This window comes from Candidatus Parakkermansia intestinigallinarum, assembly GCF_944389695.1.
GTDB classification, from domain to species: domain Bacteria; phylum Verrucomicrobiota; class Verrucomicrobiia; order Verrucomicrobiales; family Akkermansiaceae; genus Akkermansia; species Akkermansia intestinigallinarum.
This window is the reverse complement of sequence record NZ_CALXNG010000013.1, coordinates 16,165-36,192: the sequence shown is the minus strand read 5'-3', so window position 1 is coordinate 36,192 and position 20,028 is coordinate 16,165. Positions and strand designations below refer to the sequence as shown.

The window sequence follows — 20,028 nt, the reverse complement described above, 5'->3', positions numbered from 1 at the left end:
GTCGGCAGACCGACCGACGCGGCGCGGACTCCCCGCCGCATCACGCCACAAGCTGCCGGGCACGGGCTGCCGAGCGCAAACGAGGCCTCGGCAGCAGGCCCTCAGTCCTTCACCGCCTTGCCGCGACCGCAGCTGCGGGACAGGTGGCGAATCCATGCGGACTGCGGCATAGCAGCCGCCTCGGCGGCCGTAAACGGCATGCGCGGGCGCCAGTTGGTGCCGCCCTCGGTGCCGGGGGTGTTGAGGCGCACGGGGCAATCGAAGAGCTCCGTCCACATCAGCGCCGCGTAGGACGAGCGGCAGGCAAAGAGCGCGCGGTAGAGCTCATCCTTGATCTCGGAGTTCCAGCCGCGCATAAAGTCAGCCTTATCCCGCCCGGCATAATCCGCCAGCCAGCCCAGCACGCGCGAACACTCTCGCCCTACGCGAAGCTTCTCGCGCAGCCGGTCCGACGGCAGATGAATATCCCGCCGAGCCTCCTCCGCCGCAGCGACATGGCCGTACCACTCGTTCCAATCATGGCAGAGCGGCGGGAAGTCGTGAGTCGCGTAGGTCGCAAACGAGCAGGGGTTGTATGCGGCGCCCGGCGTAATGCGATCCGCCGACACCTCCCAGTGCGGAATCATGAAGCCCGCGATACGCAGCCTCGAGAGATCGGGGCGCACATAGTCCGGCACGCAGCCGAGGTCTTCGCCGATGACGCGCACGCCCGGTGCCGCCTTGAGCAGCTGGCTGAGCAAATAATCGCCCTGCATGAGGTTGGCGCGGCGATCCTGCCAAGTCCAGTCCGGGCGCGGGCGGAAACCCGGGCGGCGGCCGCCGCAGCGGGCGGCCGCCTCATCGGGCGTCAGATTCAAAAATTCGTCGTTGCGATTGGGCATCCACGGGAAGGCATAGATGCGGTAAAAGCCCAGCACGTGGTCAATGCGATACATGCTGAAAATCTCGGCGAGCTTGCCGATGCGGCGGCGCCACCAAGCGAAACCGTCCGAAGCCATCACATCCCAGCGATAGAGCGGTATGCCCCAGTTCTGCCCCCACTTTGCCGTAAAGGGATCCTCGGCGAAATTGCCCTCGGCGGGGGCACCGCCGCTCCAGTTCATATCAAAGAGGTGGCGTTCGAAAAACACATCGGAGCTGGCGACCGAAACGCCGATCGGCACATCCCCCATCAGCAGCACCCCGCGCGCATCAGCCAGCTCGCGAGCCCGGCGCCACTGCCCGGCGCAGAGCCACTGCAACCACTGCTGGTAGCGCATCTGTTCAAGCGTACTGCCGCCCATCATCACGGAGCGGCGAATCACATCCGTATTCTGCATCGGCCAGTTCCACCACTCCGAGGTGCGGAAAGCGATGCAGCACACCTTGAACACCGCGAAATCCTCGAGCCAGCGGCCCTCGGCCGCCACCCAGCGATCAAACTCCTCCCGCTGATCGGCGAACTGATCCGACTCGCAGAAGTTGTGCCAAGCCTGATGCAGCAGCTCCCGCTTGTAGGTTCGCACGCGGGCATAATCCGTCAGGTTGCGCCCGCCGGGCAGCTGGCGCGGCGGCAAATCATCCTGATAGGGCGGCAGCGGCAGCGGCATGCCGGGCACCCTCTCCAGCGCCAGATAGAGAGGCTCAAGCGCCACCGAACTGATCGCCGAATACGGCGAGGGCGCATCGCCCTCCAGCAACGCATTGACGGGCAGAAGCTGCAAAAACCCCACCTCGTGATCGGCCGCCCAATTGATCCATTCCTCGAGAGCCGCCAGATCGCCGATGCCGCCGTCGCCCTCGCGACGCAGCGAAAAAAGGGGCAGAAGCACGCCCGTCAATCTTTCAGATGCCATGGTGGGAGCTTAGCACAACGCAAGTGCCGAATCAACGGTAAAGAACACAAAATCAGAAAGCGCCGCCGCCGCATCACATGCCCGCAAAGTTATTTTGCACACTTATTTCCTTTTTTTCTTGCTTTAGAGGCGCAGTTGTGATAGTAGCAACGAAACGCGGGGAGCAGAACCAAAAAGCCCCGTCGCAACATCCGGATCCAACGCATACCCCCATGGCCACCAAACCTGAAAAGTCATCCGATAAGAAAGCTTCCAAACCCGCCGCCAAGCCTGCAGCCAAACCCGCTGCCAAGGCTGCGGCCAAGCCCTCTCGCAGCGGTTGCCGCAAGAAATCAGCCGAATCGGCGGACGAGGCGACTCCTGCCCCTGCCGCCAAACCCGCAAGAGTCGAGAAACCCGCCTCCGCCTCTGCCGCGACCTCCCGCAAAAAGCCGGCAGCGTCCAAGAGCAAGCCGGACAGCAAACCCGCGGTGCGCGAGGAAGCGCCGATCAAGGACACCCTGACGCCGGAAGAGCGCGAACGCAGCCGCAAACTCAAAGCCACCATCGAGCTTCTCAAGGCCGATCCCGAATGGCCGGCCTTTCTCGAAGAGCAGCGAGAAGCTCTCTACAAGCTGCGCGACGACCTAGCACCCAACGTGCACAACGTCACGCGCGAACACCTGCGCAGCGGCGCCTCCAACCTCTCCTCCTCCTCCGGCCAGCACATCGGCGATGCCGGCAGCGATGCCGAAGTGCGCGCCCTGACCATCAGCCTGCTCGACAAGGACCGCGAGCAGCTCTTTGAAATCGACGCCGCCCTCGAGCGCATCCGCCGCGGCACCTACGGCATCTGCGAAATCTCGCTCGAGCCCATTCCCAAGGGCCGCCTGAGAGCCCGCCCCTTCTGCCGCCTCACCGTGAAATGCCAGGAGGAGTACGAGAAAAAGTACGGCTCCTACGCCAATTATCGAGCCAAAAATCAGGGCAGCGTCGGCTTCGCCGGGTTACAAAATGTCGAAGATGATGCAATTTCGCTTGACGATAGCGAAGAATAGTGTAAAATGTGCGCCCGCAAGTCAACTTATCAGCAATTATGCCTAGAGATATCATCATTCTGGAATGCACTGAGGCCAAGGCCGAGGGTAAGACCCCGTCGCGCTACGTGACCACCCGCAACAAGAAGAGCCCCCGCACCCCGGGCCGTCTCGAGAAGGTCAAGTACAATCCCTTCCTGAAGCGTCGCACTCTTCATCGCGAGATGCGCTAACCCTTTCAAGCAACAAAGACCATGATCACCGAATTCAAGAGCGTCGAGCGTCGCATTCGCTTCCGCACCTGCAACAAGTCCATTCCCCGTCGCCGTATCGACATTCCCGCCGGCGCCGTCGACATGTGCAACCCCGAGTTTTTGACCAAGTTCACGTCTGAGACGGGCAAGATTCTTCCCCGCCGCGTGACCGGTGTCTCCGCCAAGATGCACCGCAAGATCACGCGCGAGATTCGCCGCGCCCGCGCCGTGAACCTGCTCCCCTGATGTCCTCCGACCGCGAGGAATTCTCGACGGCGAATTGTCGTTGATTAAAGGGAGCTTGACAGGCCCTGAGCCTGCAAGCTCCCTTCCGTTTTTTTCATACGCTCGACATGCAAGACCTCAGAGACACACAGAACGAATACGACAGCAGGCAGATCTCCATTGACCGCGTCGGCGTCAAGGGCATACGCTACCCCATCATCGTGAGTGATAAAGAGCATCGCACCCAGTCGACGGTGGCCACGATCGCTCTGATGGTCGATCTGCCCGAGCGCTACAAAGGCACGCACATGAGCCGCTTCATCGAGGCGCTGCACGAGCATCGCCGCTATCTGGACGTGCGCTCTGCCATTCGCCTGCCCGATCGCCTGCTGCACAAGCTCTCGGCTCAGCGGGCACACGTCGAGATTGATTTCCCCTTCTTCCGCCTCAAGAAGGCCCCGGTGACGGGCCGCGAGGGGATGATGGACTACGACGTACGCTTCGTCATCGACGCCGAAAAGGACAAAGGCAACACCTTTACGCTCACCATCAAGGTGCCGGTCACAACGCTCTGCCCCTGCTCCAAAGCCATGAGCGAGCGCGGCGCGCACAACCAGCGCGGCATCGTCACCTACTCCGTGCAATTCGCCGGACGCGCCGTTTGGATTGAAGACCTCATCGACCTCATCGAAGGCTGCGCCAGCTGCCAACTCTACAGCCTGCTCAAGCGGCCCGATGAAAAGTTCGTGACCGACCACGCCTACGAGCACCCGGCCTTCGTCGAAGATCTCGTGCGCAACGTGGCCGTCGCCACCGAGCACTACAACGCCTTCAAGTGGTATCGCGTCGAAGCCGAAAACTTCGAGTCCATCCACAACCACAACGCCTACGCCTGCGTCGAGCGCACGCTCCGCTGAGGCAGCTCCGCACCCGGCACGCGCGGGCTTCTTCGGCCTCAGAGCCGCCGTTCTGTGCCCTGCGGGGCTATCCTTCCCCACTCCCCCCTTCCCCGCTGAGGCGGGTCTGCCGCATGAGCCGTCTTCAGGCTCGCCTCCGCATACCCGAGCAGGCCCGTTCGCCGGGCAACGGCGCAACAACGGCGCAACAACGGCGCAGCAACACCGCGGCATCGCAACGCCGCGCGCCCCCGCACGCGGCACAGGTGCGCTCAAGCCCGTTCAGATGCGTTCAGGGCTGTCTTCAGCCGCGCACGCCACCTCACATTCCCTGCCGGTCGTAAAGCTCGCGGTAGAGCGGGCAGCCGGCGTAGAGCTCATCGTGCGAACCGTCGGCAATAATGCGGCCCGCATCAAAAACGAGGATGCGCTGCGCGTGGCGAATCGTACTGAAGCGGTGCGCCACAATCAGCGTCGTGCGCCCCTGGGACAGCTCCTCGAGAGCCCGCTGCACCTCGCTCTCACTCTCCGCATCGAGCGAAGCCGTCGCCTCATCCAGAATAAGCACGGGAGCCTCCTTGATAAAAGCCCGAGCAATCGCCACGCGCTGGCGCTGCCCGCCCGAGAGCCCGCTGCCCCCGTCGCTGAGCACCGTATCCATCCCCTGCGGCTGGGCCGCGAGGAAGGGCGTCACGGCAGCGGCATCCGCCGCCTGCATCAACGCCCGCTCATCGGCACTCGGCGAACCGAGCTGAATATTCTCGCGTATCGTCCCCGCAAAGAGCAAAGCCTGTTGCCCGACGAACGCAATCTGCTCGCGCAGCTCGTGTTTGCTCACCTCGCGCAAATCGATACCGTCGAGCTCAATCGCCCCCTCAGTCACCTCGTAAAAGCGCGGAATCAGGCTGGCAAAAGTCGTCTTACCCGCGCCGCTCGGCCCCACAAGGCCGACAACCTGACCGGCCGGAATCACCAAATCCACATCGCGCAGAGCAGGCTCGCACGCCTCATCGTAGGCGAAGCTCACCCCGCGGAAGCGAATCTCGCCGCGCAGCGGCTGCTTGAAATGCTTGGGCTCCTGCGGGTCGAGCATCGTCAGAGGCTCGTCCAAAATCTCGCTGATGCGCATCATCGCGCCCTGCGCCTCATTGAGATTGTTGAAGGCCTGACCGGCGCGCTTCAACGAATCAAAGAGGAAGAAGAGCGCGGCCGCCATCGCCATAAACATCGTCAAATCCATCCCGCAGCGGCGCCCCTGCACCAGCAACACCGCGAGCGCCAGCGACGTCACCGTCTCCATCACCGGCACCAGCGCCTTCTGATACTTCACCAGCTTGAGGACATTGCGGCAGTAAGCCTCCGACGCGCGGCTGAAATCATCCGTCTGCTGCTGCTCGAGGCCGTAGGCGCGCACCTCGCGCTGCGTCTCGAGATTCTGCTGCAGCAGCGCATTGAGCTCACCCATGTTGGCCTGAGCCCTCTTCGCCTTGATCATGATGCGCTTGCCGAAAACCATCACGGGCACGACCGCCAGCGAAATGAACACCAAATTAATCAAAAACAGGAAAGCGTGCCCCGTCTGCACCAACAGCACCACAAAGGCCGCCAGTGCACACAGGGTCGTAATCGGCTGCTTGACCAGATCATTCGCCACGTTCGTCAGCACCGTCTGCACGCTCTGCGTATCCGTCACGAGACGGCTGAGCAAATCGCCCTTGCGATGCTTCTCCAAAAAGCCCAACGGGAGGCGCTGCACGTGGCGGAAAGCCTCCATGCGCAGCATCTCCAGAATGCGGAGCCCCGTGCGCGTCACCGTCACGGCATTGAGCCATAAGAAGAAGCCGCGCAGCACGAAGACAGCGGGAATACTGCCGCAGGCCAGCAGCAAAAGCGTCGCGCGATCACAGCTCTGCAACATCGGCACCTGCTGCAGCAGCAACGGCATCTCGCCGTCCGCCGACGGAAACACGACGGGGAACACGTAGCGCAGTAACAGCGGTACGCCCAAACCGCTTGCCGCCGCCGCGCAAAGCCCCGTGACGATCATCAGCAGCATCAGGCGCCAGTTCGGCAGCACGAAGCGGCGCGCAAAGCTCGCGATGCGCCTCAGCATGCGGGCACCTCCTCTCCGTGCGCCTCGGGCTGCGTCTCTGTCTGCGTCTCGGGCTGAGACTCGCGCCGCATCTGCTCGTCGCAGAGGTGGCGATAGAGCGCGCAACTCGCATAGAGCTCGTCGTGGCTGCCGTCGGCCACGATGCGCCCTTGGTCAAAGACGAGAATGCGCTGCGCCATGCGAATGGTGCTGAATCGATGAGCAATCACAAAGGTCGTATGGCCGGCCGCCAGCTTGTCGAGAGAGCTCTGGATGGCCGCCTCACTCCGCATATCGAGAGCCGACGTCGCCTCATCGAGAATGAGCACGGGAGCATTCTTGAGGAAAGCGCGCGCAATGGAGACGCGCTGCTTCTGCCCGCCGGACAGCCCGGCACCGCCCTCGGCCAACACGAAGTCGTAGCCGCCCGGCTTGGAGGCGGCAATCTCATCCACGCAAGCCTCGCGCGCCGCCTGCTCGACCTCGTCATCTCCGGCAGACGGGCGCCCGACGCGTATATTCTCGCGGATGGACGCGCGGAACAGCGCCGAAAACTGCGAGACGAGCCCGATATGCCGCGTGCGATCCTCGCGCCGCAGGCGGCGCACGTCAACGCCGTCGAGCTTCACGCTGCCCTCCTGCACGTCATAGAAGCGGCAAATGAGGTTGATGAAGGTCGTCTTGCCCGAGCCGCTGGGGCCGACCAGCGCCACAATCTGCCCCGCCGGAACGCTGACGGAAATGTGGCGGAGCACGGGCGTCTCACCATCGTACGAGAAGCTCACATCATCGAAGACCACGGCGCCGGGCGCGTCGGGCGGGAGAGCGACGGGATTCTCGGGCTCGGGGGTGGTATCCCGCGCGTTGAGAACCTCCATGACGGCATCGACCGCAACGGCCAGCATATCGCAACGGTTCAAGACCGCACCCAGCTTCTTGAGCGGATCATAACAGAAATAGAAAGCCACGGCGATGGCGGAAAACTGCTCGAGCGTCAGGTTCTCGGAGCTGCCTTGGTAAAGGGCAAAGGCGAGAGCCAGCGAGCTGACCACCTCGATGGCCGGAGAAAGCCCCTGCTGCCAGGCCGCCACGCGCATCAACTGGTCATTGAGGAGCCGGATGAGACTTCGGAGGCGCGATTCCTGACGCTCCTCGAGGTTGAAGATGCGGATTTCGCGCTGCGAGGACAGGGTCTCCTCCACGGTCTGCGTGATCACGCTGAAGCTGATGAGCATCTTCTTCATCTGCTTGACCACGCGCTTGCCGACAAAGCGCACGAGGGGCACGAACAGGGCGGCAATGATGAGGTTGCCCAGCAGCATGGCGCTCTCATGACTCGTCACGGCCGAATAAATCAGGTAAGCACTGGCGGCGATGAGCGTCAGGGGCTGAATGACCAGATCATTGAGCACGATACTCATGTTGCCCTGCACCTGCTGCGTGTACTGCATCACCTTCGTCATCAGGTCGCCGCGGCGATTCTGATCGAGGTAGGAAAAGGAAATCCACTGCAAATGAGAAAAGAGCTCGACGCGCATGCGGTTGAGGACTCGAACCCCGGCCAGCGTCAGCAGATAGGTATTGAAATACGTGCCGACGCCGCGCAGCACCATCGCCAGCGGAATCGACAAAGCCGCCGCCCACAGCAAAAACTCCGCCGTATCAAGCCACGGGAAGCACGAAGCCGACAGCTCCAACAGCCAGTCGGGAGCGGGCTTCTGCCCGAAGACGATGGGGAAGGCATCCTGCAACAGCAGAGGCAACAAAAAGCCGGCACTCGCGCCGATGATACCCGCAACAAGCGCCAGAATCACCGTACCGAGCACCGGGCGCAGGTAGCGGCGCAGCACGGGGGCAAACACCTCCCACTTGGATTTCCGGCTCTGCCTGTTCATCAGTCAGGGCATACTAGCACAGTCAGGCGGCAAAGTCAAACATCTTCGAGAGCCGAAACCCTCCGGCTGCGAAAAAGCTCAGTGAATGCCCAGCGACTTGAGGTAATCGCGCAGCAAGGTCCTGAGCAAGGCGGCCGTCTGCTTCTTGTCCTGCACCGAGTGCCCGGAGCAAACGACGAACTCCTCGCCCTTCGGCAAATGGCTCGACCAGTAGGGGACGACGCCGTCACTGCTGCGCGCCAGCTCGCGGCCTCGGCACCAGCCGATGACGGAATAGGTGCGCGACGGGCGCATCTTCATGCCGGAAAGCGCGTGGATAGACCAGCTGTCGGGCGAGAGCTGCCCGACGCTCGTGAACCAAGTTTTAATTTTTTCGGGATTCGTCAGGAGGGAGTCCTGTTGCAGGGTCGCGATGGCCAGCAGCTCGGTCACCATGTTCTCGGGCAGCTGCACCAGCTTGCGGAAGAAGGTCACCACGCCGTAGTCCGCCATGGGTGCGCCGCGATGGGGCGTGGCCATGTAGATGACGAGTCCGGCTTTGATGGGCTCGAAGTAAAAGAGCGAACGCAGTTTTTCGTACTCGGCATTCTCAAAGGGTTGGTGGACGTAGCGGCGGTCGAGGAAGGGACGGATGTCCGTTTTGAGCACATCGACGTTTCGCAGCAGCATCCACGGCTCTTCGCACTGATTGTAGTGCGTGATGAGGCCGCCCATAGAGTGCCCGACGAGGACGAGGCGATCCCAGTTGCGGTTGCGGTGGTGCGGGTCGAGCTCCTTGCGGGTGCGCTTCAAATCGGCGCGCAGCTGAGCCGCCGTCACCGTCCACGCGACGCCGGTGGGGTAGTTGTAATACCAGAACTGGTAATGGCGGTAAATGTCGGGGTCGGCCACGAGGCGGTTGACGAGCTGAGAGAAGGTCTCGGCGCTCGACATGAGCCCGTGCGTCAGGATGACGGGTATCTTCCCCGGGTCGTAGCTCTCGATGCAGGACAGCCCGGTGACGTCGCGCAATTCCTGCGGGCGCAGCAGGCCGAGCAGACGCCCTTCCTTGAGGTTCGTCAGGTTCCAATAGAGCTCGAGCGCGGCGGAGAAATCGTGCGCCAAGCTGTAGCGAACGCGACCGACCTCAATCACGTCGGAGCGGCTCGGCGCGCAGAGGCGCATCACGGGCTTGCCCTTCCCCTGCGGGAACTCCAGCACGGCCGTCAGGGCGTTGACGGTGCCTTTGGAGCGTACGGGGCGGCGCCCCTGCAGGCTGCGAAGCTTCTCGGCCGGAATGATGCCCACGACGGGAACTCCGAGGCCGCCGCCGACGTAGCGCTCTTCCAATTCGCTGATCGGGATGTCGACAGCGGGCACCAAGTCATCGTAAACCTCGATGAGCTTCAGGCTGACGGTCTCGTCGCGGAAGTCGATGAGCTGCAGGAAGGGGGTCTCGTACCGGCCGTCGTCGATGACGTCGTGGCGCAGGCGACGCAGCAGCAGCAGCAAGTCGGCGTTGTAGGCATCGACCAAGGCCCGGCGCTCTTGCTCGCTGAGTCTGCGATTCCCGAGGCGCCGCCATTGGTCATGCAATCGATCCAGCAGCTGTGTGTCGGAGAGCTCGCTGCGTTCGACGGCGGGTTCGCGAGCCGCCGGGACGAGCGGAGCCGAGCAGCCCGCTGCGATCAACAGGGCAAAGAGCAGGCAAAAAAGGGTTGACGCGGCGGAGCGCGTGCGCGGGCATGTCCTCATGCCGCGATAATAACATAGGGCATGGACGAGTCAAGCCGATAGTGCCCCTTGGCGGCTCTTTCATTGAAAATGCAGGCAGGCAGGCGGCACGCAGCGCCCCTGCCCCCCGGCAGCTCAGTAGCTCGCAGCAGCCCGCAGCGGCTCACAGGCACCCCGCAGCACCCCGCAGCACCCCGCAGCAACCCGCAGCAACCCGCAGCAACCCGCAGCAACCCTCAGAAGCCCCCAGAAGCTCACAGCCGCCCCAAGCCGCCATCGGATCACCCGACAGAAGAACCGGCAGTCCGAAGACCGCCGGTTCTGCCGATCAGGAAGTGAGTAACTTCAACAAATACTCTTCCCGCTTACAGCACCTCGGGGGCGAGGGAGACGATCTTCATGAAGCCTTTTTCACGAAGTTCGCGAGCCACCGGCCCGAAGATACGGGTACCGCGCGGGTTGTTGTCCTTGTCGATCACCACGACGGCGTTGGAGTCGAAGCGGAGCACCGAACCGTCATCGCGACGGATGGGAGCAGCCGTGCGCACGACAACAGCCTTCACGACCGAGCCCTTCTTCACGGTAGCCGTGGGGATGGATTCGCGGACGTGGATGGTGATGATGTCGCCGATGTGGGCGTGGGCGGTAGCCTTGCCGATCACGCCGATCATCTTGGCGGTGCGGGCGCCGGTGTTGTCGGCGACCTGAACGAGGGATTCCATCTGAAGCATTTCAGTAGTGTCCTTTCTCTGCTTAGTTGTTGATGATTTCCACCAGCTCCCAGCGCTTCAGCGCAGAGAGGGGGCGGGTTTCGCGGATGCGCACCTTGTCGCCGACCTTGGCGATCTCGTTCTCGTCGTGAGCATAGAACTTCTTGCTCTTCTTGACGATCTTCTTGAAGACGGGGTGCGGAACGCGTGCCACGTACTCAACGACGATGGTCTTGCTCATCTTCGTCGAGACAACAACGCCGACGCGGGTCTTACGAAGGCCCTGGGGCTTGGTCGTAGTAGTTTCTTCGCTCATATTGGTCCTCTGGGGTTTCGTGTTTACTCGGCGTCAGCGGCGGAGCCTTCACCCTGAACGGTCAGGGCGCAGGCGAGTTCCTTGCGGACGATGCGGATACGCTGGTTGTTCTCAAGCTGGCCGGTGGCGTGCTGGAGACGAAGCTGGAAGTACTCCTCGCGCAGCCCGCGGATGTGGGCGGCGAGTTCCTTGGCGTTCATGCCGCGGAAGTCTTTGGCTTTCTTGACAGGCATAGTGATAAATTGGTGTGATGTTAAGGATTAACCCTGGGGCTGAAAGCCCTGGCGGTAGACGAAGCGCGTGCGGATGCCCAGCTTGTTGGAGGCGAGGCGAAGGGCCTCACGGGCAGCGGACTCGGTCACGCCGCCGACCTCAAACATGATGTTGCCGGGGCGGCAGACGGCCACCCAACCCTCAACGGCACCCTTGCCCTTACCCATACGGGTGTCCGGCGGACGCTTGGTGAAGGACTTCTGCGGGAAGATGCGGATGAACACGCGACCGCGACGACGCAGGTAACGGTTGATCGCAATACGGCAGGCTTCGATCTGGTTGTTGGTGACCCAGCCGCGGGTGAGCACCTGCAGACCGAATTCACCGAAGGCAACGTAGTCACCGCTCGTTGCATTGCCGCCGCGGTTGCCGCGGTGCATCTTGCGGAGGTTACCCTTGACTCGTTTAGGCATTAAAGGCATAGTCTTATTCTCCTGTTTCTCGTTTAAGGTTCATGATTCAGGCATCGCGACGCTCACCGCGATCGCGGCGCTGGCGCTGCGGCCGGTTGTTGCGGCCTGAGGGAGCGGAGCCGGCGAGTTCCGGGCGCTTGTTGATCCAGCACTTGACGCCGATGACGCCGTAGAGCGTGCGAGCCTCGGCGAAGCCGTAGTCGATGGGGGCGCGCAGGGTCTGCAGCGGCACCTTGCCTTCGCGGTACTGCTCGGCGCGGGCGATGTCGGCACCGCCGAGGCGGCCGGCGCAGCGCACGCGGATACCCTCGGCGCCGAAGTCCATGGCGACCTGAACGGCACGCTTCATGGCGCGGCGGAAGGAGACGCGGCGCTCGAGCTGCGTGGCGATGTTCTCAGCAACAAGCTGAGCATCGAGCTCGGGCTGGCGGATTTCCATGATGTCGAGCTTGACCTGAGCACCGCCGCAAAGCTTGGCGAGAGCTGCCGTCATCTCTTCGATGTTCTTGCCCTTCGGGCCGATGACAAGGCCGGGGCGAGCGGTAGCGATGGTCACGCGAACGCTGTTCCAAGCGCGCTCGATGGTGATGCGCGAAATGGCGGGGGTAGCGCCCTTGAGGTCGCTGTTGAGCTTCGCGGTGAAGTCCTTGATGAACTTGCGGATCTTGAGGTCCTCGTGGAGCTTCGTGGCATAGTCCTTGCCCGTGGCATACCACTTGGAGCGCCAGTCTTTGGTGACGGCAAGACGGAAACCGATAGGATTAACTTTCTGTCCCATAGTGTTATGTAGATGTGTAGGTTATGCCTGGGAGTCGGCAAGGATGACGGTGATGTGCGAGGTGCGCTTGCGGATCATGTTGGCGGAACCGCGGGCACGAGCCATCGTGCGGCGGAAGGTCGGACCTTCGTCGACCATGACGCTCTTGAGCACGAGCTCATCGGCGGCAAGACCGTTGTTGTTCTCGGCGTTGGCCACGGCGGCCTTGAGCGTCTTATTGAGGAGATAAGCGCCCTTCTTCGGGGAGTAGCTCAGCACGTCGGTCGCCTGCGTGACAGACATACCCTGAACGGCGGCGGCTACATCGCGCATCTTCTTCGCAGAGATGCGAGCGTTCTTGTATACTGCTTTCACTTCCATGGTTATGGTATTTGTTGAAGAATTAGTCATTGGATGTCAGAGAAGCCTGATCGCCGGTGCTGACTTTGAGGGTGGGGTTGAGGTGCTTGCGCACCAGCAGGCCCGACACCTTCTTTCGCACGTCGGTGACGATCGCTTCGGCCACGGTTTCGCTGCCGCGGGTGATGAGCATGGGCATGCCCACCTTCACGCCGGCTTCGCGTCCGGCGTTGATGACGATGAGTCCGGATTCGGAATCGATGCTCAGCACGGTGGCTGCATCGAGCGTGCCGGTGAACTCATCCTGCTGCGGCTGGCGGAACCCGAGTGCGACGTCGGCATCGAGCATCGCGGCTTCGAGAGCAACCCTCGCTTCGGCGTCCTCCACGAGGGCGGACTGAAGGTAGGTGCCGACGGCTGCCGTGAGGCGCAGCATGCACTGCCGCATTTCCTGCAGTTGCTGCTGGGAGCGGCGAAGTTGGGCGACGGTTTCGATGAGTCGCTCTTCGCTCTCTCCGAGAGCCGAGCCGCCGAGCGCTTCCAGGCGTTCCCGGATCTCGCGCAGCTGGCTTCGTGCCGCATCGGCATCTGCTCGGGCCATCGCGTAGCTCTCACGCATGGTGGCGAGCTGGCGCTCCAGCGAGGCGATTTTGGCGTCTTTGGCATCCTCGGCTTCAGCCACTGCCCCGCCGACTGCCATCGCTCCGGCAAGAGCGACGGCAAGCAGGCTGTTGCAGCGGTGAAGCGCGAGCATGATGTGCGTTTCAGATGGTCGTATTACTTCTTACCGATGCCGCCGTGCGCCTTGAAGATGCGCGTCGGAGCAAACTCACCAAGCTTGTGGCCGACCATGTTCTCCGTCACGTACACGGTGGCAAAGCTCTTGCCGGCGTGCACGAGGAAGGTGATGCCCACGAAATCGGGGATGATCATCGAGGCGCGGCTCCAGGTCTTGATCGGCTTGCGGTCGCCGCTCTGAAGCTGGGCGTCAACCTTGTCGAGAAGAGACTGACTGACGAAGGGTCCTTTTTTGAGGGAACGTCCCATTGTATGTAATGATGTTGAGGGTTAGGTTACTTGGACTTGCGGCGCTGAACGATGAAGACGTCGCTGGGCTTGCGGATGCGGCGGGTCTTCTGGCCCTTGACGTGACCCCACGGGGACTTCAGGTGCTGGCGGCCACCGCCCGACTTCGACTTACCCTCACCACCACCGTTGGGGTGATCGACGGGGTTCATGCACATACCGCGCACGGTCGGGCGAATGCCCATCCAGCGGGTGCGGCCGGCCTTGCCGGAGGACTCGTTCATGTGCTGCGTGTTGCCGACCTGACCGATCGTGCAGTAGCAGTCAACGCGGAACTTGCGGATTTCACCGGAGGGCATCTTGACGAGGGCGTACTCACCGTCGCGGTTGGAGAGCACGGCCTGCTGGCCTGCGGAGCGGGCGATCTTGCCGCCCGTGCCGGGGCGCACTTCGATGTTGTGGATGGCCGTGCCGAGCGGAACGTTCTTGAGCGGCATGGCGTTGCCGACCTTCGGAGCGACGTTCTCGCCGGACTGCACCGTCATACCGACGGTGAGGCCGACCGGGGCAAGGATGTAGCTCTTGACGCCGTCGCTGTACTGCACGAGCGCGATGCGGCAGGTGCGGTTCGGGTCGTACTCAATGGCGATCACGGTGGCGGGCTCCGTCTTGGTGCGGCGGAAGTCGACCAGGCGATAGTGCTTCTTGTGGCCACCGCCGATGTGGCGCGTGGTGATGCGGCCGTTGTTGTTGCGGCCGCCGCTCTTGCGGAGGGGCTCGAGCAGGCTCTTCTCAGGCTTGCTCTTGGTGATCTCGTCGAACCCGGGCAGAACCTTGTAGCGGTTGGACGGAGTGGTAGGCTTGAATGACTTGAGGGACATGATAGCTTACGTGTTTAGGGGTTCGATGATCAGACGAGGTCGAGGCTTTCGCCTGCGGCGAGACGCACATAGGCCTTCTTCCAAGCGGGCGAGACGCCGGCGTCCTTGGTGCGCTTGCGGCGCACCTTGCCGTCGTAGTTCGCGGTGCGAACGGAGGCGACTTTCTTGCCGAAGGCCTTCTCGACGGCCTGCTTAATTTCAACCTTGGTGGCCTTGACCGCCACTTCCAGCACAAGTTCACCCGTGGACTCGTGCTGCACGGTGGCTTTTTCGGACACGCGGGGCTTCTTGATAACGTCGTAGATGTCGTTCATGTTACTTGGTGCGGTTGGCGAGGGTTTCAAGAGCGGATTCGACAAGCACGACCTTGCGGGCGTCGAGCAGCTGCTCGACGTTCACTTCGTCGGCCGACATCAGCGTCACATCGGCCACGTTGCGGCCGGCGCGCTTGGTTTCTTCATCAAAGTTGCGCGCGACGATGAGGATCTTCGCGCCTTCGGCGATCTGAGCGACCGCGGCGACGAAGCTCTTGGTCTTGCCGTCTTCGATGCTGAAGGTCGGAACGGTCACGACCTTGCCGCCGGAGATGATGTCACCGAGCACGCGCCGCAGGGCCAGCTTGCGGGTGGACTTGTTCACCTTCTTGCTGTAGTCGCGGGGACGCGGGCCGAAGACGACGCCGCCGCCCACGAAGATCGGCGACTGATGATCGCCGTGACGGGCGTTACCCGTGCCCTTCTGGCGGTACATCTTGCGGTTGTTACCGGCCACCTCGGCACGCGTCTTGGTGTTGGCGGAACCGGTGCGTCGGTTGGCGCGGTAGGCAGTCACCAGGTCGTGCACGGCTTGGCTGCCCTTCTCGGGCCCGACCGTCACGATGTTGGCGGCGTTGGCTGCCTCAATGGTAAATTCTGTAGCGGACATAGATAGGTTCTCCTAGTTCGTATTTCTTATTTGCCGTTCTTCTTCTTGGCCGGACGGATGACGACGTACGAGCCCTTGGCGCCGGGCACGGGGCCGGAGACGAGGATCACGTTGTCGTCCTTGCGCACCTGAACGACCTTCAGGTTCTGCACGGTCTTGCGCTCGTTGCCCATGTGGCCGGGCATCTTCTGGCCCTTCCACACGCGGGAGGGCGTGGCGCAGGCGCCGATGCCGCCGGTGCGGCGGTGCATCATCGAGCCGTGGGCAGCGGGGGAGCCGTGGAAGTTATGGCGGCGCATAACGCCCTGGAAGCCCTTGCCCTTGGAGGTGCCGATGACGTCGACCCAGGCGCCTTCGGCAAAGAGTTCGCAGCCGGGGTGAGCGGCACCCTCGGCGGGAAGTTCAGCGGCGTCGACGCGGAACTCCTTGAGGAGCTTCGCCGGGGCGATGCCGAGTTTCTTGAAGTGGCCGGCGACGGGCTTGCTCAGGCGGCTTTCCTTCTGGGCGTCGAAGGCAACCTGCACGGCGCTGTAGCCGTCCTTCTCAACGGTCTTGATCTGGCCGTAGGTGTTGCCGGCGACGTCGATGACGGTCACGGGGATCATGGCGCCGGTCTCCTTGTTGAAGACGCGGGTCATGCCAACCTTCTTACCGATAAGTCCTAAAGACATGTTAATGTAAATCTGTGTTGGGGGTTCGTAATGGGAATCCGTGCTGCGCGGGCAACTTAGATCTTGATGGTGATGTCGACACCGGCGGGCAGGTTGAGCTTCTTGAGCTCTTCAACCGTGCGAGAGGTCGGCTCGATGATGTCGAGCAGGCGCTTGTGGGTGCGGATTTCGAACTGATCGGCAGATTTCTTATTAACATGGACCGAGCGGTTCACAGAGAACTTCTCGATGCGAGTCGGCAAAGGAATCGGACCGGCAACCTTGGCGCCTGTGCGCTTGGCGGTCTCGACGATCTCGGAAGCGGAACGGTCGATCGCGCGGCTGTCAAAGGCACGGAGACGAATGCGGATTTTCGGACTTTGCATGAACGTGCGGTATGTTTAGGGTTATGTAATACGGGTTGGTTTATTTGCTGCCACCGCGAGCCTTGACGATCTGGGCGACGAGGTTCGGGGGCACTTGCTCGAAGTGAGAGGGTTCCATGGAGTAGGAGGCCAGACCCTTGGAGAGGGTGCGGATGTCGGTCGAGTAGCCGAACATCTCAGCCAGCGGCACGGAGGCGGTGAGGATGCACTCGCTGCCCTTGTGCTCCATGTTGTTGACCTGGGCGCGGCGGCGGTTGAGGTCGCCCATGATGTCGCCCTGGTTCTCAGCGGGGGTCGAGACTTCAACGCTCATGATGGGCTCCAGCAGCACGGGGCCGCACTTGGCAAAGGCGTTCTTCATGGCGAAGATAGCGGCCATCTTGAAGGCGTTTTCGTTCGAGTCAACTTCGTGGTAGGAGCCGTCGATGACGTCGACTTCAACGTCTTCCACGGGGTAGCCGGCGACGCAGCCGGAGTTCATGGCCTCGTTGAGGCCGGCGTAGACGGCGTTCATGTACTCCTTCGGAATGGCACCGCCGACGATCTTGTTGGCGATCTTGAGGCCCGTGCCGCGCTCACCCGGACGCATGGCGATGACGACGTCACCGTACTGACCGCGGCCGCCGGACTGCTTGACGAGCTTGCCCTGAACGCGATCGGCGCTCTTGGTGATGGTCTCGCGGTAGGCGATCTGGGGCTTGCCGGTGTTGGCTTCGACCTTGAACTCGCGGCGCAGGCGGTCGACGATGATGTCGAGGTGCAGCTCGCCCATACCGGCGATGATGGTCTGGCCGGTCTCTTCGTCGGTCTTGACGCGGAAGGTCGGGTCTTCGGCGGAGAGGCGCTGCAGGGCGTTGGACATCTTCTCCTGGTCGGCCTTGGTGAGCGGCTCGACGGCCATGGAAATCACGGTATCGGGGAAGGTCGGCGGCTCGAGCGTGTAGTCGTAGTCGTCGGTAGCGAGCGTGTCACCGGTCGTGGCGTTCTTGAGGCCCACGATGGCGGCAATGTCGCCGGAGAAGACTTCGTCGACGTCGGTGTGGACGTTGGCCTGAATCTGCAGGAGGCGGCCGACGCGCTCGCGCTTGCGGGTGCGGGGGTTGTAGACGGTGTCGCCCTTGCGGATGACGCCGGTGTAGACGCGGATGAAGACGAGCGAGCCGACGAACTTGTCAGCCCAGAGCTTGAAGGCGAGGGCGACGGGCTTGTCATCGTCGGAGGGGATGATCTCCTTGGTGTCAAAGACTTCGTAGCCGTTCTCATCGAGGCCGGAAGCGATGGTCGAGGTCACCACGGCGGGCTTGGCCTCAAGCGGCGAGGGCAGGTAGTCGACAACGGCGTCGAGGAGGGCCTGCACGCCTTTGTTCTTGAAGGCGGAACCGCCGGAAACGGGCACGAACTTGTTGGCGATGGTGGCGCGGCGAATGGCAGCCTTGAGCGTCGGAGCGTCGATCGGCTCCTCCATGAGGAAGAGTTCGCCGAGTTCGTCGTCCACGTCAGCCACGCGTTCCTTGAGTTCCTCGAGGGCGAGAGCCGCCTTCTCCTTGAGCTCTTCGGGGATGTCAACGATCTCGTAGGTGGAGCCCATGCGGTCGTTGTCCGCGTACATGATGGCCTTCTGGTTCACGACGTCGATCTGGCCGCAGAGGCTGTCCTCAGCGCCGATGGGGATGAGGATGGGAGCGGCGTTGGCACCGAGCTTCGTGCGGATGTCGTTGAGCACGTTGTCGAAGTTGGCACCGGTGCGGTCCATCTTGTTGACGAAGCACATGCGCGGCACGTTGTACTTGGTGGCCTGGCGCCAGACGGTCTGCGTCTGGGGCTGCACGCCGGCAACGCCGCAGAACACGACGATGGCGCCGTCAAGCACGCGCAGGGAGCGCTCCACCTCAGCGGTGAAGTCCACGTGCCCGGGGGTGTCGATCACGTTGAACTGGAAGTTCTCGTTCTCGAAAAGCTTGTAGCAGCCCTCAGCGGGGAGCTGTTTCCAGTTGGTCGTCACTGCGGCGGACGTAATGGTGATACCACGCTCCTGCTCCTGTTCCATCCAGTCGGTCGTCGCTGCGCCATCGTGCACTTCGCCGATCTTGTGGATCATGCCGGTGTAGAAGAGGATGCGCTCGGAAAGCGTGGTTTTGCCGCCGTCGATGTGAGCAGCGATACCGAAGTTACGGTAGCGCTCAAGCGGGGCCTTGCGGTTCGGGCTGCTAACACTAGCCATTGTAGTAGAAAGTAATATGAATGTTGATTTTTTCAGAGATTACGAGAAAACTTCCGTCGGCTGCTTACCAGCGGAAGTGGGCGAAGGCGCGGTTGGCCTGAGCCATCTTGTGCACATCGTCGCGCTTGCGGACGGCGGCACCCTGATTGGCGGCGGCTTCCTTGATTTCGTTGGCGAGAGCCTTGGCCATCGGGATACCCTTGCGGTTGCGGGCGTAGCCGATGATCCAGCGCATGGCAAGAGCCTCGGAGCGATCGGGAGCAACCTCGAGCGGCACCTGGTAGGTGGCACCGCCGACGCGGCGGCTCTTCACCTCGACGCGGGGCTTGGCGTTCTCAATGGCGCGGGTCAGAACCTCGAGCGGGCTGACGGTGTCGGTGCCCTCGTTGGCCAGATCAATGGCCTTGTAGACGATGCGCTCAGCCAGAGAGCGCTTGCCGCAGAGCATCACCTTGCCGATGAGCTTGCCCACGAGCACGGAATCGTAACGGGAGTCACGACGTTCAATCTTCTTGTAGACGCGTTTACGACGAGCCATAGTATTCTTTCTTAAAGCTTTGATTTACTTCTTCTTACCGGTGGCTGCAGGGGCGCCGGCCTTGGGGCGCTTGGCACCGTACTTCGAACGGCCGCGACGGCGCTTGTCAACACCGAGGCAGTCGAGAGCACCGCGGACAATGTGGTAGCGAACGCCGGGCAAGTCCTTCACACGGCCGCCGCGCACGAGCACGATGGAGTGTTCCTGGAGGTTGTGGCCCTCGCCGCCGATGTAGGCGATCACTTCTTCGCCGTTGGTCAGGCGAACTTTAGCAACTTTACGAAGAGCGGAGTTCGGCTTCTTGGGCGTGCGCGTCATGACCTGGAGGCAGACGCCGCGACGCTGCGGGCAGCTGTGAAGAGCGCGAGACTTCGACTTCTCTTCCGGTACGATACGTCCTTTGCGGACGAGTTGATTGATGGTCGGCATGTTTCCTTCTGGTTTGTTTGTTTTCAGGCGCTTGCACGGTAGCCAGCAAGCTCCTCTCACCTAGAGGAAACCTGCCGTTTTTCCGGCGGCGGACCCGATAATCCTTTCACTTTGACGCCTTCCGGCGCGGTTTCAGGGGCGGTTATGGTACAATATTTTCACGAAATGGCAAGCCTTTTCTTGGGAAAAAGCGCCATTTTCCTGTTTTTTATCCATTT

General features: G+C 62.2%; 24 protein-coding genes. 4 read left to right on the top strand and 20 right to left on the bottom strand.

Translation table 11 applies throughout. The annotated features are described in order from the left end of the window. Positions 1-101: 101 nt before the first annotated feature. Positions 102-1,835, bottom strand: coding sequence for a 4-alpha-glucanotransferase (locus AC6UAL_RS05255; protein ID WP_500682319.1), 1,734 nt, complete (start codon positions 1,833-1,835; stop codon positions 102-104). 212 nt (positions 1,836-2,047) lie between these two features. Here AC6UAL_RS05255 and AC6UAL_RS05250 point away from each other — a divergent pair, with 212 nt between their 5' ends. From AC6UAL_RS05250 to folE2, 4 genes are all read left to right on the top strand, one after another. Continuing rightward, positions 2,048-2,872, top strand: a complete 825-nt coding sequence (locus AC6UAL_RS05250) for a TraR/DksA family transcriptional regulator (RefSeq protein WP_500682318.1) — start codon at positions 2,048-2,050, stop codon at positions 2,870-2,872. 38 nt (positions 2,873-2,910) lie between these two features. Next, entirely contained in the window at positions 2,911-3,084 is a 174-nt protein-coding gene (gene rpmG / locus AC6UAL_RS05245) for a 50S ribosomal protein L33 (protein ID WP_500682317.1), read from the top strand. Between the two features lie 21 nt (positions 3,085-3,105). Continuing rightward, positions 3,106-3,351: a 30S ribosomal protein S18 gene (gene rpsR, locus AC6UAL_RS05240; RefSeq protein WP_500682316.1), complete on the top strand. Its 246-nt coding sequence runs from the start codon at positions 3,106-3,108 to the stop codon at positions 3,349-3,351. Between the two features lie 107 nt (positions 3,352-3,458). Continuing rightward, entirely contained in the window at positions 3,459-4,247 is a 789-nt protein-coding gene (gene folE2 / locus AC6UAL_RS05235; RefSeq protein ID WP_500682315.1) for a GTP cyclohydrolase FolE2, read from the top strand. Between the two features lie 301 nt (positions 4,248-4,548). On the opposite strand, the gene AC6UAL_RS05230 is transcribed toward folE2, so the two are convergent. The 19 genes from AC6UAL_RS05230 to rpsL form a co-directional block, all read right to left on the bottom strand. Then, entirely contained in the window at positions 4,549-6,339 is a 1,791-nt protein-coding gene (locus AC6UAL_RS05230; protein ID WP_500682314.1) for an ABC transporter ATP-binding protein, read from the bottom strand. Beyond that, the gene (locus tag AC6UAL_RS05225) at positions 6,333-8,213 is read right to left on the bottom strand and encodes an ABC transporter ATP-binding protein (RefSeq protein ID WP_500682313.1); all 1,881 of its coding nucleotides are present in this window, start codon (positions 8,211-8,213) and stop codon (positions 6,333-6,335) included. The genes AC6UAL_RS05230 and AC6UAL_RS05225 overlap by 7 nt, the downstream gene beginning before the upstream one ends. A 78-nt stretch (positions 8,214-8,291) precedes the next feature. Then, positions 8,292-9,947, bottom strand: a complete 1,656-nt coding sequence (locus tag AC6UAL_RS05220; protein WP_500682312.1) for an esterase/lipase family protein — start codon at positions 9,945-9,947, stop codon at positions 8,292-8,294. Between the two features lie 344 nt (positions 9,948-10,291). After that, entirely contained in the window at positions 10,292-10,657 is a 366-nt protein-coding gene (gene rplN / locus AC6UAL_RS05215; protein WP_500682311.1) for a 50S ribosomal protein L14, read from the bottom strand. A 22-nt stretch (positions 10,658-10,679) separates the two neighbouring features. Further along, a complete protein-coding gene (gene rpsQ / locus AC6UAL_RS05210) occupies positions 10,680-10,952 on the bottom strand; it encodes a 30S ribosomal protein S17 (RefSeq protein WP_500682310.1) in 273 nt (90 codons plus the stop codon). Positions 10,953-10,975: 23 nt separating this feature from the next. Then, on the bottom strand, positions 10,976-11,185 hold the full coding sequence (gene rpmC / locus AC6UAL_RS05205; RefSeq protein WP_500682309.1) for a 50S ribosomal protein L29: 210 nt from the start codon (positions 11,183-11,185) through the stop codon (positions 10,976-10,978). 27 nt (positions 11,186-11,212) lie between these two features. Beyond that, positions 11,213-11,647 (bottom strand): 50S ribosomal protein L16, encoded by a 435-nt coding sequence (rplP, locus tag AC6UAL_RS05200; RefSeq protein WP_500682308.1) that lies wholly within the window; start codon positions 11,645-11,647, stop codon positions 11,213-11,215. 37 nt (positions 11,648-11,684) lie between these two features. Beyond that, complete coding sequence (gene rpsC, locus AC6UAL_RS05195) at positions 11,685-12,416, bottom strand: 30S ribosomal protein S3 (RefSeq protein WP_500682307.1); 732 nt, start codon at positions 12,414-12,416, stop codon at positions 11,685-11,687. Between the two features lie 21 nt (positions 12,417-12,437). Next, a complete protein-coding gene (gene rplV, locus AC6UAL_RS05190; RefSeq protein WP_500682306.1) occupies positions 12,438-12,776 on the bottom strand; it encodes a 50S ribosomal protein L22 in 339 nt (112 codons plus the stop codon). Between the two features lie 22 nt (positions 12,777-12,798). Beyond that, positions 12,799-13,509 (bottom strand): hypothetical protein, encoded by a 711-nt coding sequence (locus AC6UAL_RS05185; RefSeq protein WP_500682305.1) that lies wholly within the window; start codon positions 13,507-13,509, stop codon positions 12,799-12,801. Positions 13,510-13,532: 23 nt separating this feature from the next. Continuing rightward, positions 13,533-13,802 (bottom strand): 30S ribosomal protein S19, encoded by a 270-nt coding sequence (rpsS, locus tag AC6UAL_RS05180; protein ID WP_500682304.1) that lies wholly within the window; start codon positions 13,800-13,802, stop codon positions 13,533-13,535. Between the two features lie 26 nt (positions 13,803-13,828). Next, positions 13,829-14,662 carry a 50S ribosomal protein L2 gene (gene rplB, locus AC6UAL_RS05175; protein ID WP_500682303.1) on the bottom strand — a complete coding sequence of 278 codons (834 nt, stop codon included), beginning with the start codon at positions 14,660-14,662 and terminating at the stop codon, positions 13,829-13,831. A gap of 29 nt (positions 14,663-14,691) precedes the next feature. Then, on the bottom strand, positions 14,692-14,976 hold the full coding sequence (rplW, locus tag AC6UAL_RS05170; protein WP_500682302.1) for a 50S ribosomal protein L23: 285 nt from the start codon (positions 14,974-14,976) through the stop codon (positions 14,692-14,694). 1 nt (position 14,977) lies between these two features. Further along, positions 14,978-15,586 carry a 50S ribosomal protein L4 gene (rplD, locus tag AC6UAL_RS05165; protein WP_500682301.1) on the bottom strand — a complete coding sequence of 203 codons (609 nt, stop codon included), beginning with the start codon at positions 15,584-15,586 and terminating at the stop codon, positions 14,978-14,980. Between the two features lie 26 nt (positions 15,587-15,612). Continuing rightward, positions 15,613-16,257 (bottom strand): 50S ribosomal protein L3, encoded by a 645-nt coding sequence (rplC, locus tag AC6UAL_RS05160; RefSeq protein WP_500682300.1) that lies wholly within the window; start codon positions 16,255-16,257, stop codon positions 15,613-15,615. 56 nt (positions 16,258-16,313) lie between these two features. After that, entirely contained in the window at positions 16,314-16,622 is a 309-nt protein-coding gene (gene rpsJ, locus AC6UAL_RS05155) for a 30S ribosomal protein S10 (protein ID WP_446095692.1), read from the bottom strand. A gap of 40 nt (positions 16,623-16,662) precedes the next feature. After that, positions 16,663-18,843 (bottom strand): elongation factor G, encoded by a 2,181-nt coding sequence (gene fusA / locus AC6UAL_RS05150; RefSeq protein ID WP_500682299.1) that lies wholly within the window; start codon positions 18,841-18,843, stop codon positions 16,663-16,665. Between the two features lie 64 nt (positions 18,844-18,907). Further along, positions 18,908-19,381, bottom strand: coding sequence for a 30S ribosomal protein S7 (rpsG, locus tag AC6UAL_RS05145; RefSeq protein WP_500682298.1), 474 nt, complete (start codon positions 19,379-19,381; stop codon positions 18,908-18,910). A 24-nt stretch (positions 19,382-19,405) separates the two neighbouring features. Continuing rightward, the gene (gene rpsL / locus AC6UAL_RS05140; protein WP_500682297.1) at positions 19,406-19,810 is read right to left on the bottom strand and encodes a 30S ribosomal protein S12; all 405 of its coding nucleotides are present in this window, start codon (positions 19,808-19,810) and stop codon (positions 19,406-19,408) included. Positions 19,811-20,028: the final 218 nt, after the last annotated feature.

Coding starts and splice junctions, on each gene's coding strand:
- rplB (WP_500682303.1), bottom strand. CDS start 14,662: ATGTCCCTCAAGTCATTCAAGCCTACCACTCCGTCCAACCGCTACAAG.
- rplC (WP_500682300.1), bottom strand. CDS start 16,257: ATGTCTTTAGGACTTATCGGTAAGAAGGTTGGCATGACCCGCGTCTTC.
- rplW (WP_500682302.1), bottom strand. CDS start 14,976: ATGAACGACATCTACGACGTTATCAAGAAGCCCCGCGTGTCCGAAAAA.
- rpmG (WP_500682317.1), top strand. CDS start 2,911: ATGCCTAGAGATATCATCATTCTGGAATGCACTGAGGCCAAGGCCGAG.
- AC6UAL_RS05250 (WP_500682318.1), top strand. CDS start 2,048: ATGGCCACCAAACCTGAAAAGTCATCCGATAAGAAAGCTTCCAAACCC.
- rplN (WP_500682311.1), bottom strand. CDS start 10,657: ATGCTTCAGATGGAATCCCTCGTTCAGGTCGCCGACAACACCGGCGCC.
- rpsC (WP_500682307.1), bottom strand. CDS start 12,416: ATGGGACAGAAAGTTAATCCTATCGGTTTCCGTCTTGCCGTCACCAAA.
- folE2 (WP_500682315.1), top strand. CDS start 3,459: ATGCAAGACCTCAGAGACACACAGAACGAATACGACAGCAGGCAGATC.
- AC6UAL_RS05220 (WP_500682312.1), bottom strand. CDS start 9,947: ATGAGGACATGCCCGCGCACGCGCTCCGCCGCGTCAACCCTTTTTTGC.
- rplP (WP_500682308.1), bottom strand. CDS start 11,647: ATGCCTTTAATGCCTAAACGAGTCAAGGGTAACCTCCGCAAGATGCAC.
- AC6UAL_RS05185 (WP_500682305.1), bottom strand. CDS start 13,509: ATGCTCGCGCTTCACCGCTGCAACAGCCTGCTTGCCGTCGCTCTTGCC.
- AC6UAL_RS05255 (WP_500682319.1), bottom strand. CDS start 1,835: ATGGCATCTGAAAGATTGACGGGCGTGCTTCTGCCCCTTTTTTCGCTG.
- AC6UAL_RS05225 (WP_500682313.1), bottom strand. CDS start 8,213: ATGAACAGGCAGAGCCGGAAATCCAAGTGGGAGGTGTTTGCCCCCGTG.
- rpsR (WP_500682316.1), top strand. CDS start 3,106: ATGATCACCGAATTCAAGAGCGTCGAGCGTCGCATTCGCTTCCGCACC.
- rpsS (WP_500682304.1), bottom strand. CDS start 13,802: ATGGGACGTTCCCTCAAAAAAGGACCCTTCGTCAGTCAGTCTCTTCTC.
- rpsG (WP_500682298.1), bottom strand. CDS start 19,381: ATGGCTCGTCGTAAACGCGTCTACAAGAAGATTGAACGTCGTGACTCC.
- rpsQ (WP_500682310.1), bottom strand. CDS start 10,952: ATGAGCGAAGAAACTACTACGACCAAGCCCCAGGGCCTTCGTAAGACC.
- rpsL (WP_500682297.1), bottom strand. CDS start 19,810: ATGCCGACCATCAATCAACTCGTCCGCAAAGGACGTATCGTACCGGAA.
- rpsJ (WP_446095692.1), bottom strand. CDS start 16,622: ATGCAAAGTCCGAAAATCCGCATTCGTCTCCGTGCCTTTGACAGCCGC.
- rplV (WP_500682306.1), bottom strand. CDS start 12,776: ATGGAAGTGAAAGCAGTATACAAGAACGCTCGCATCTCTGCGAAGAAG.
- fusA (WP_500682299.1), bottom strand. CDS start 18,843: ATGGCTAGTGTTAGCAGCCCGAACCGCAAGGCCCCGCTTGAGCGCTAC.
- AC6UAL_RS05230 (WP_500682314.1), bottom strand. CDS start 6,339: ATGCTGAGGCGCATCGCGAGCTTTGCGCGCCGCTTCGTGCTGCCGAAC.
- rpmC (WP_500682309.1), bottom strand. CDS start 11,185: ATGCCTGTCAAGAAAGCCAAAGACTTCCGCGGCATGAACGCCAAGGAA.
- rplD (WP_500682301.1), bottom strand. CDS start 15,586: ATGTCCGCTACAGAATTTACCATTGAGGCAGCCAACGCCGCCAACATC.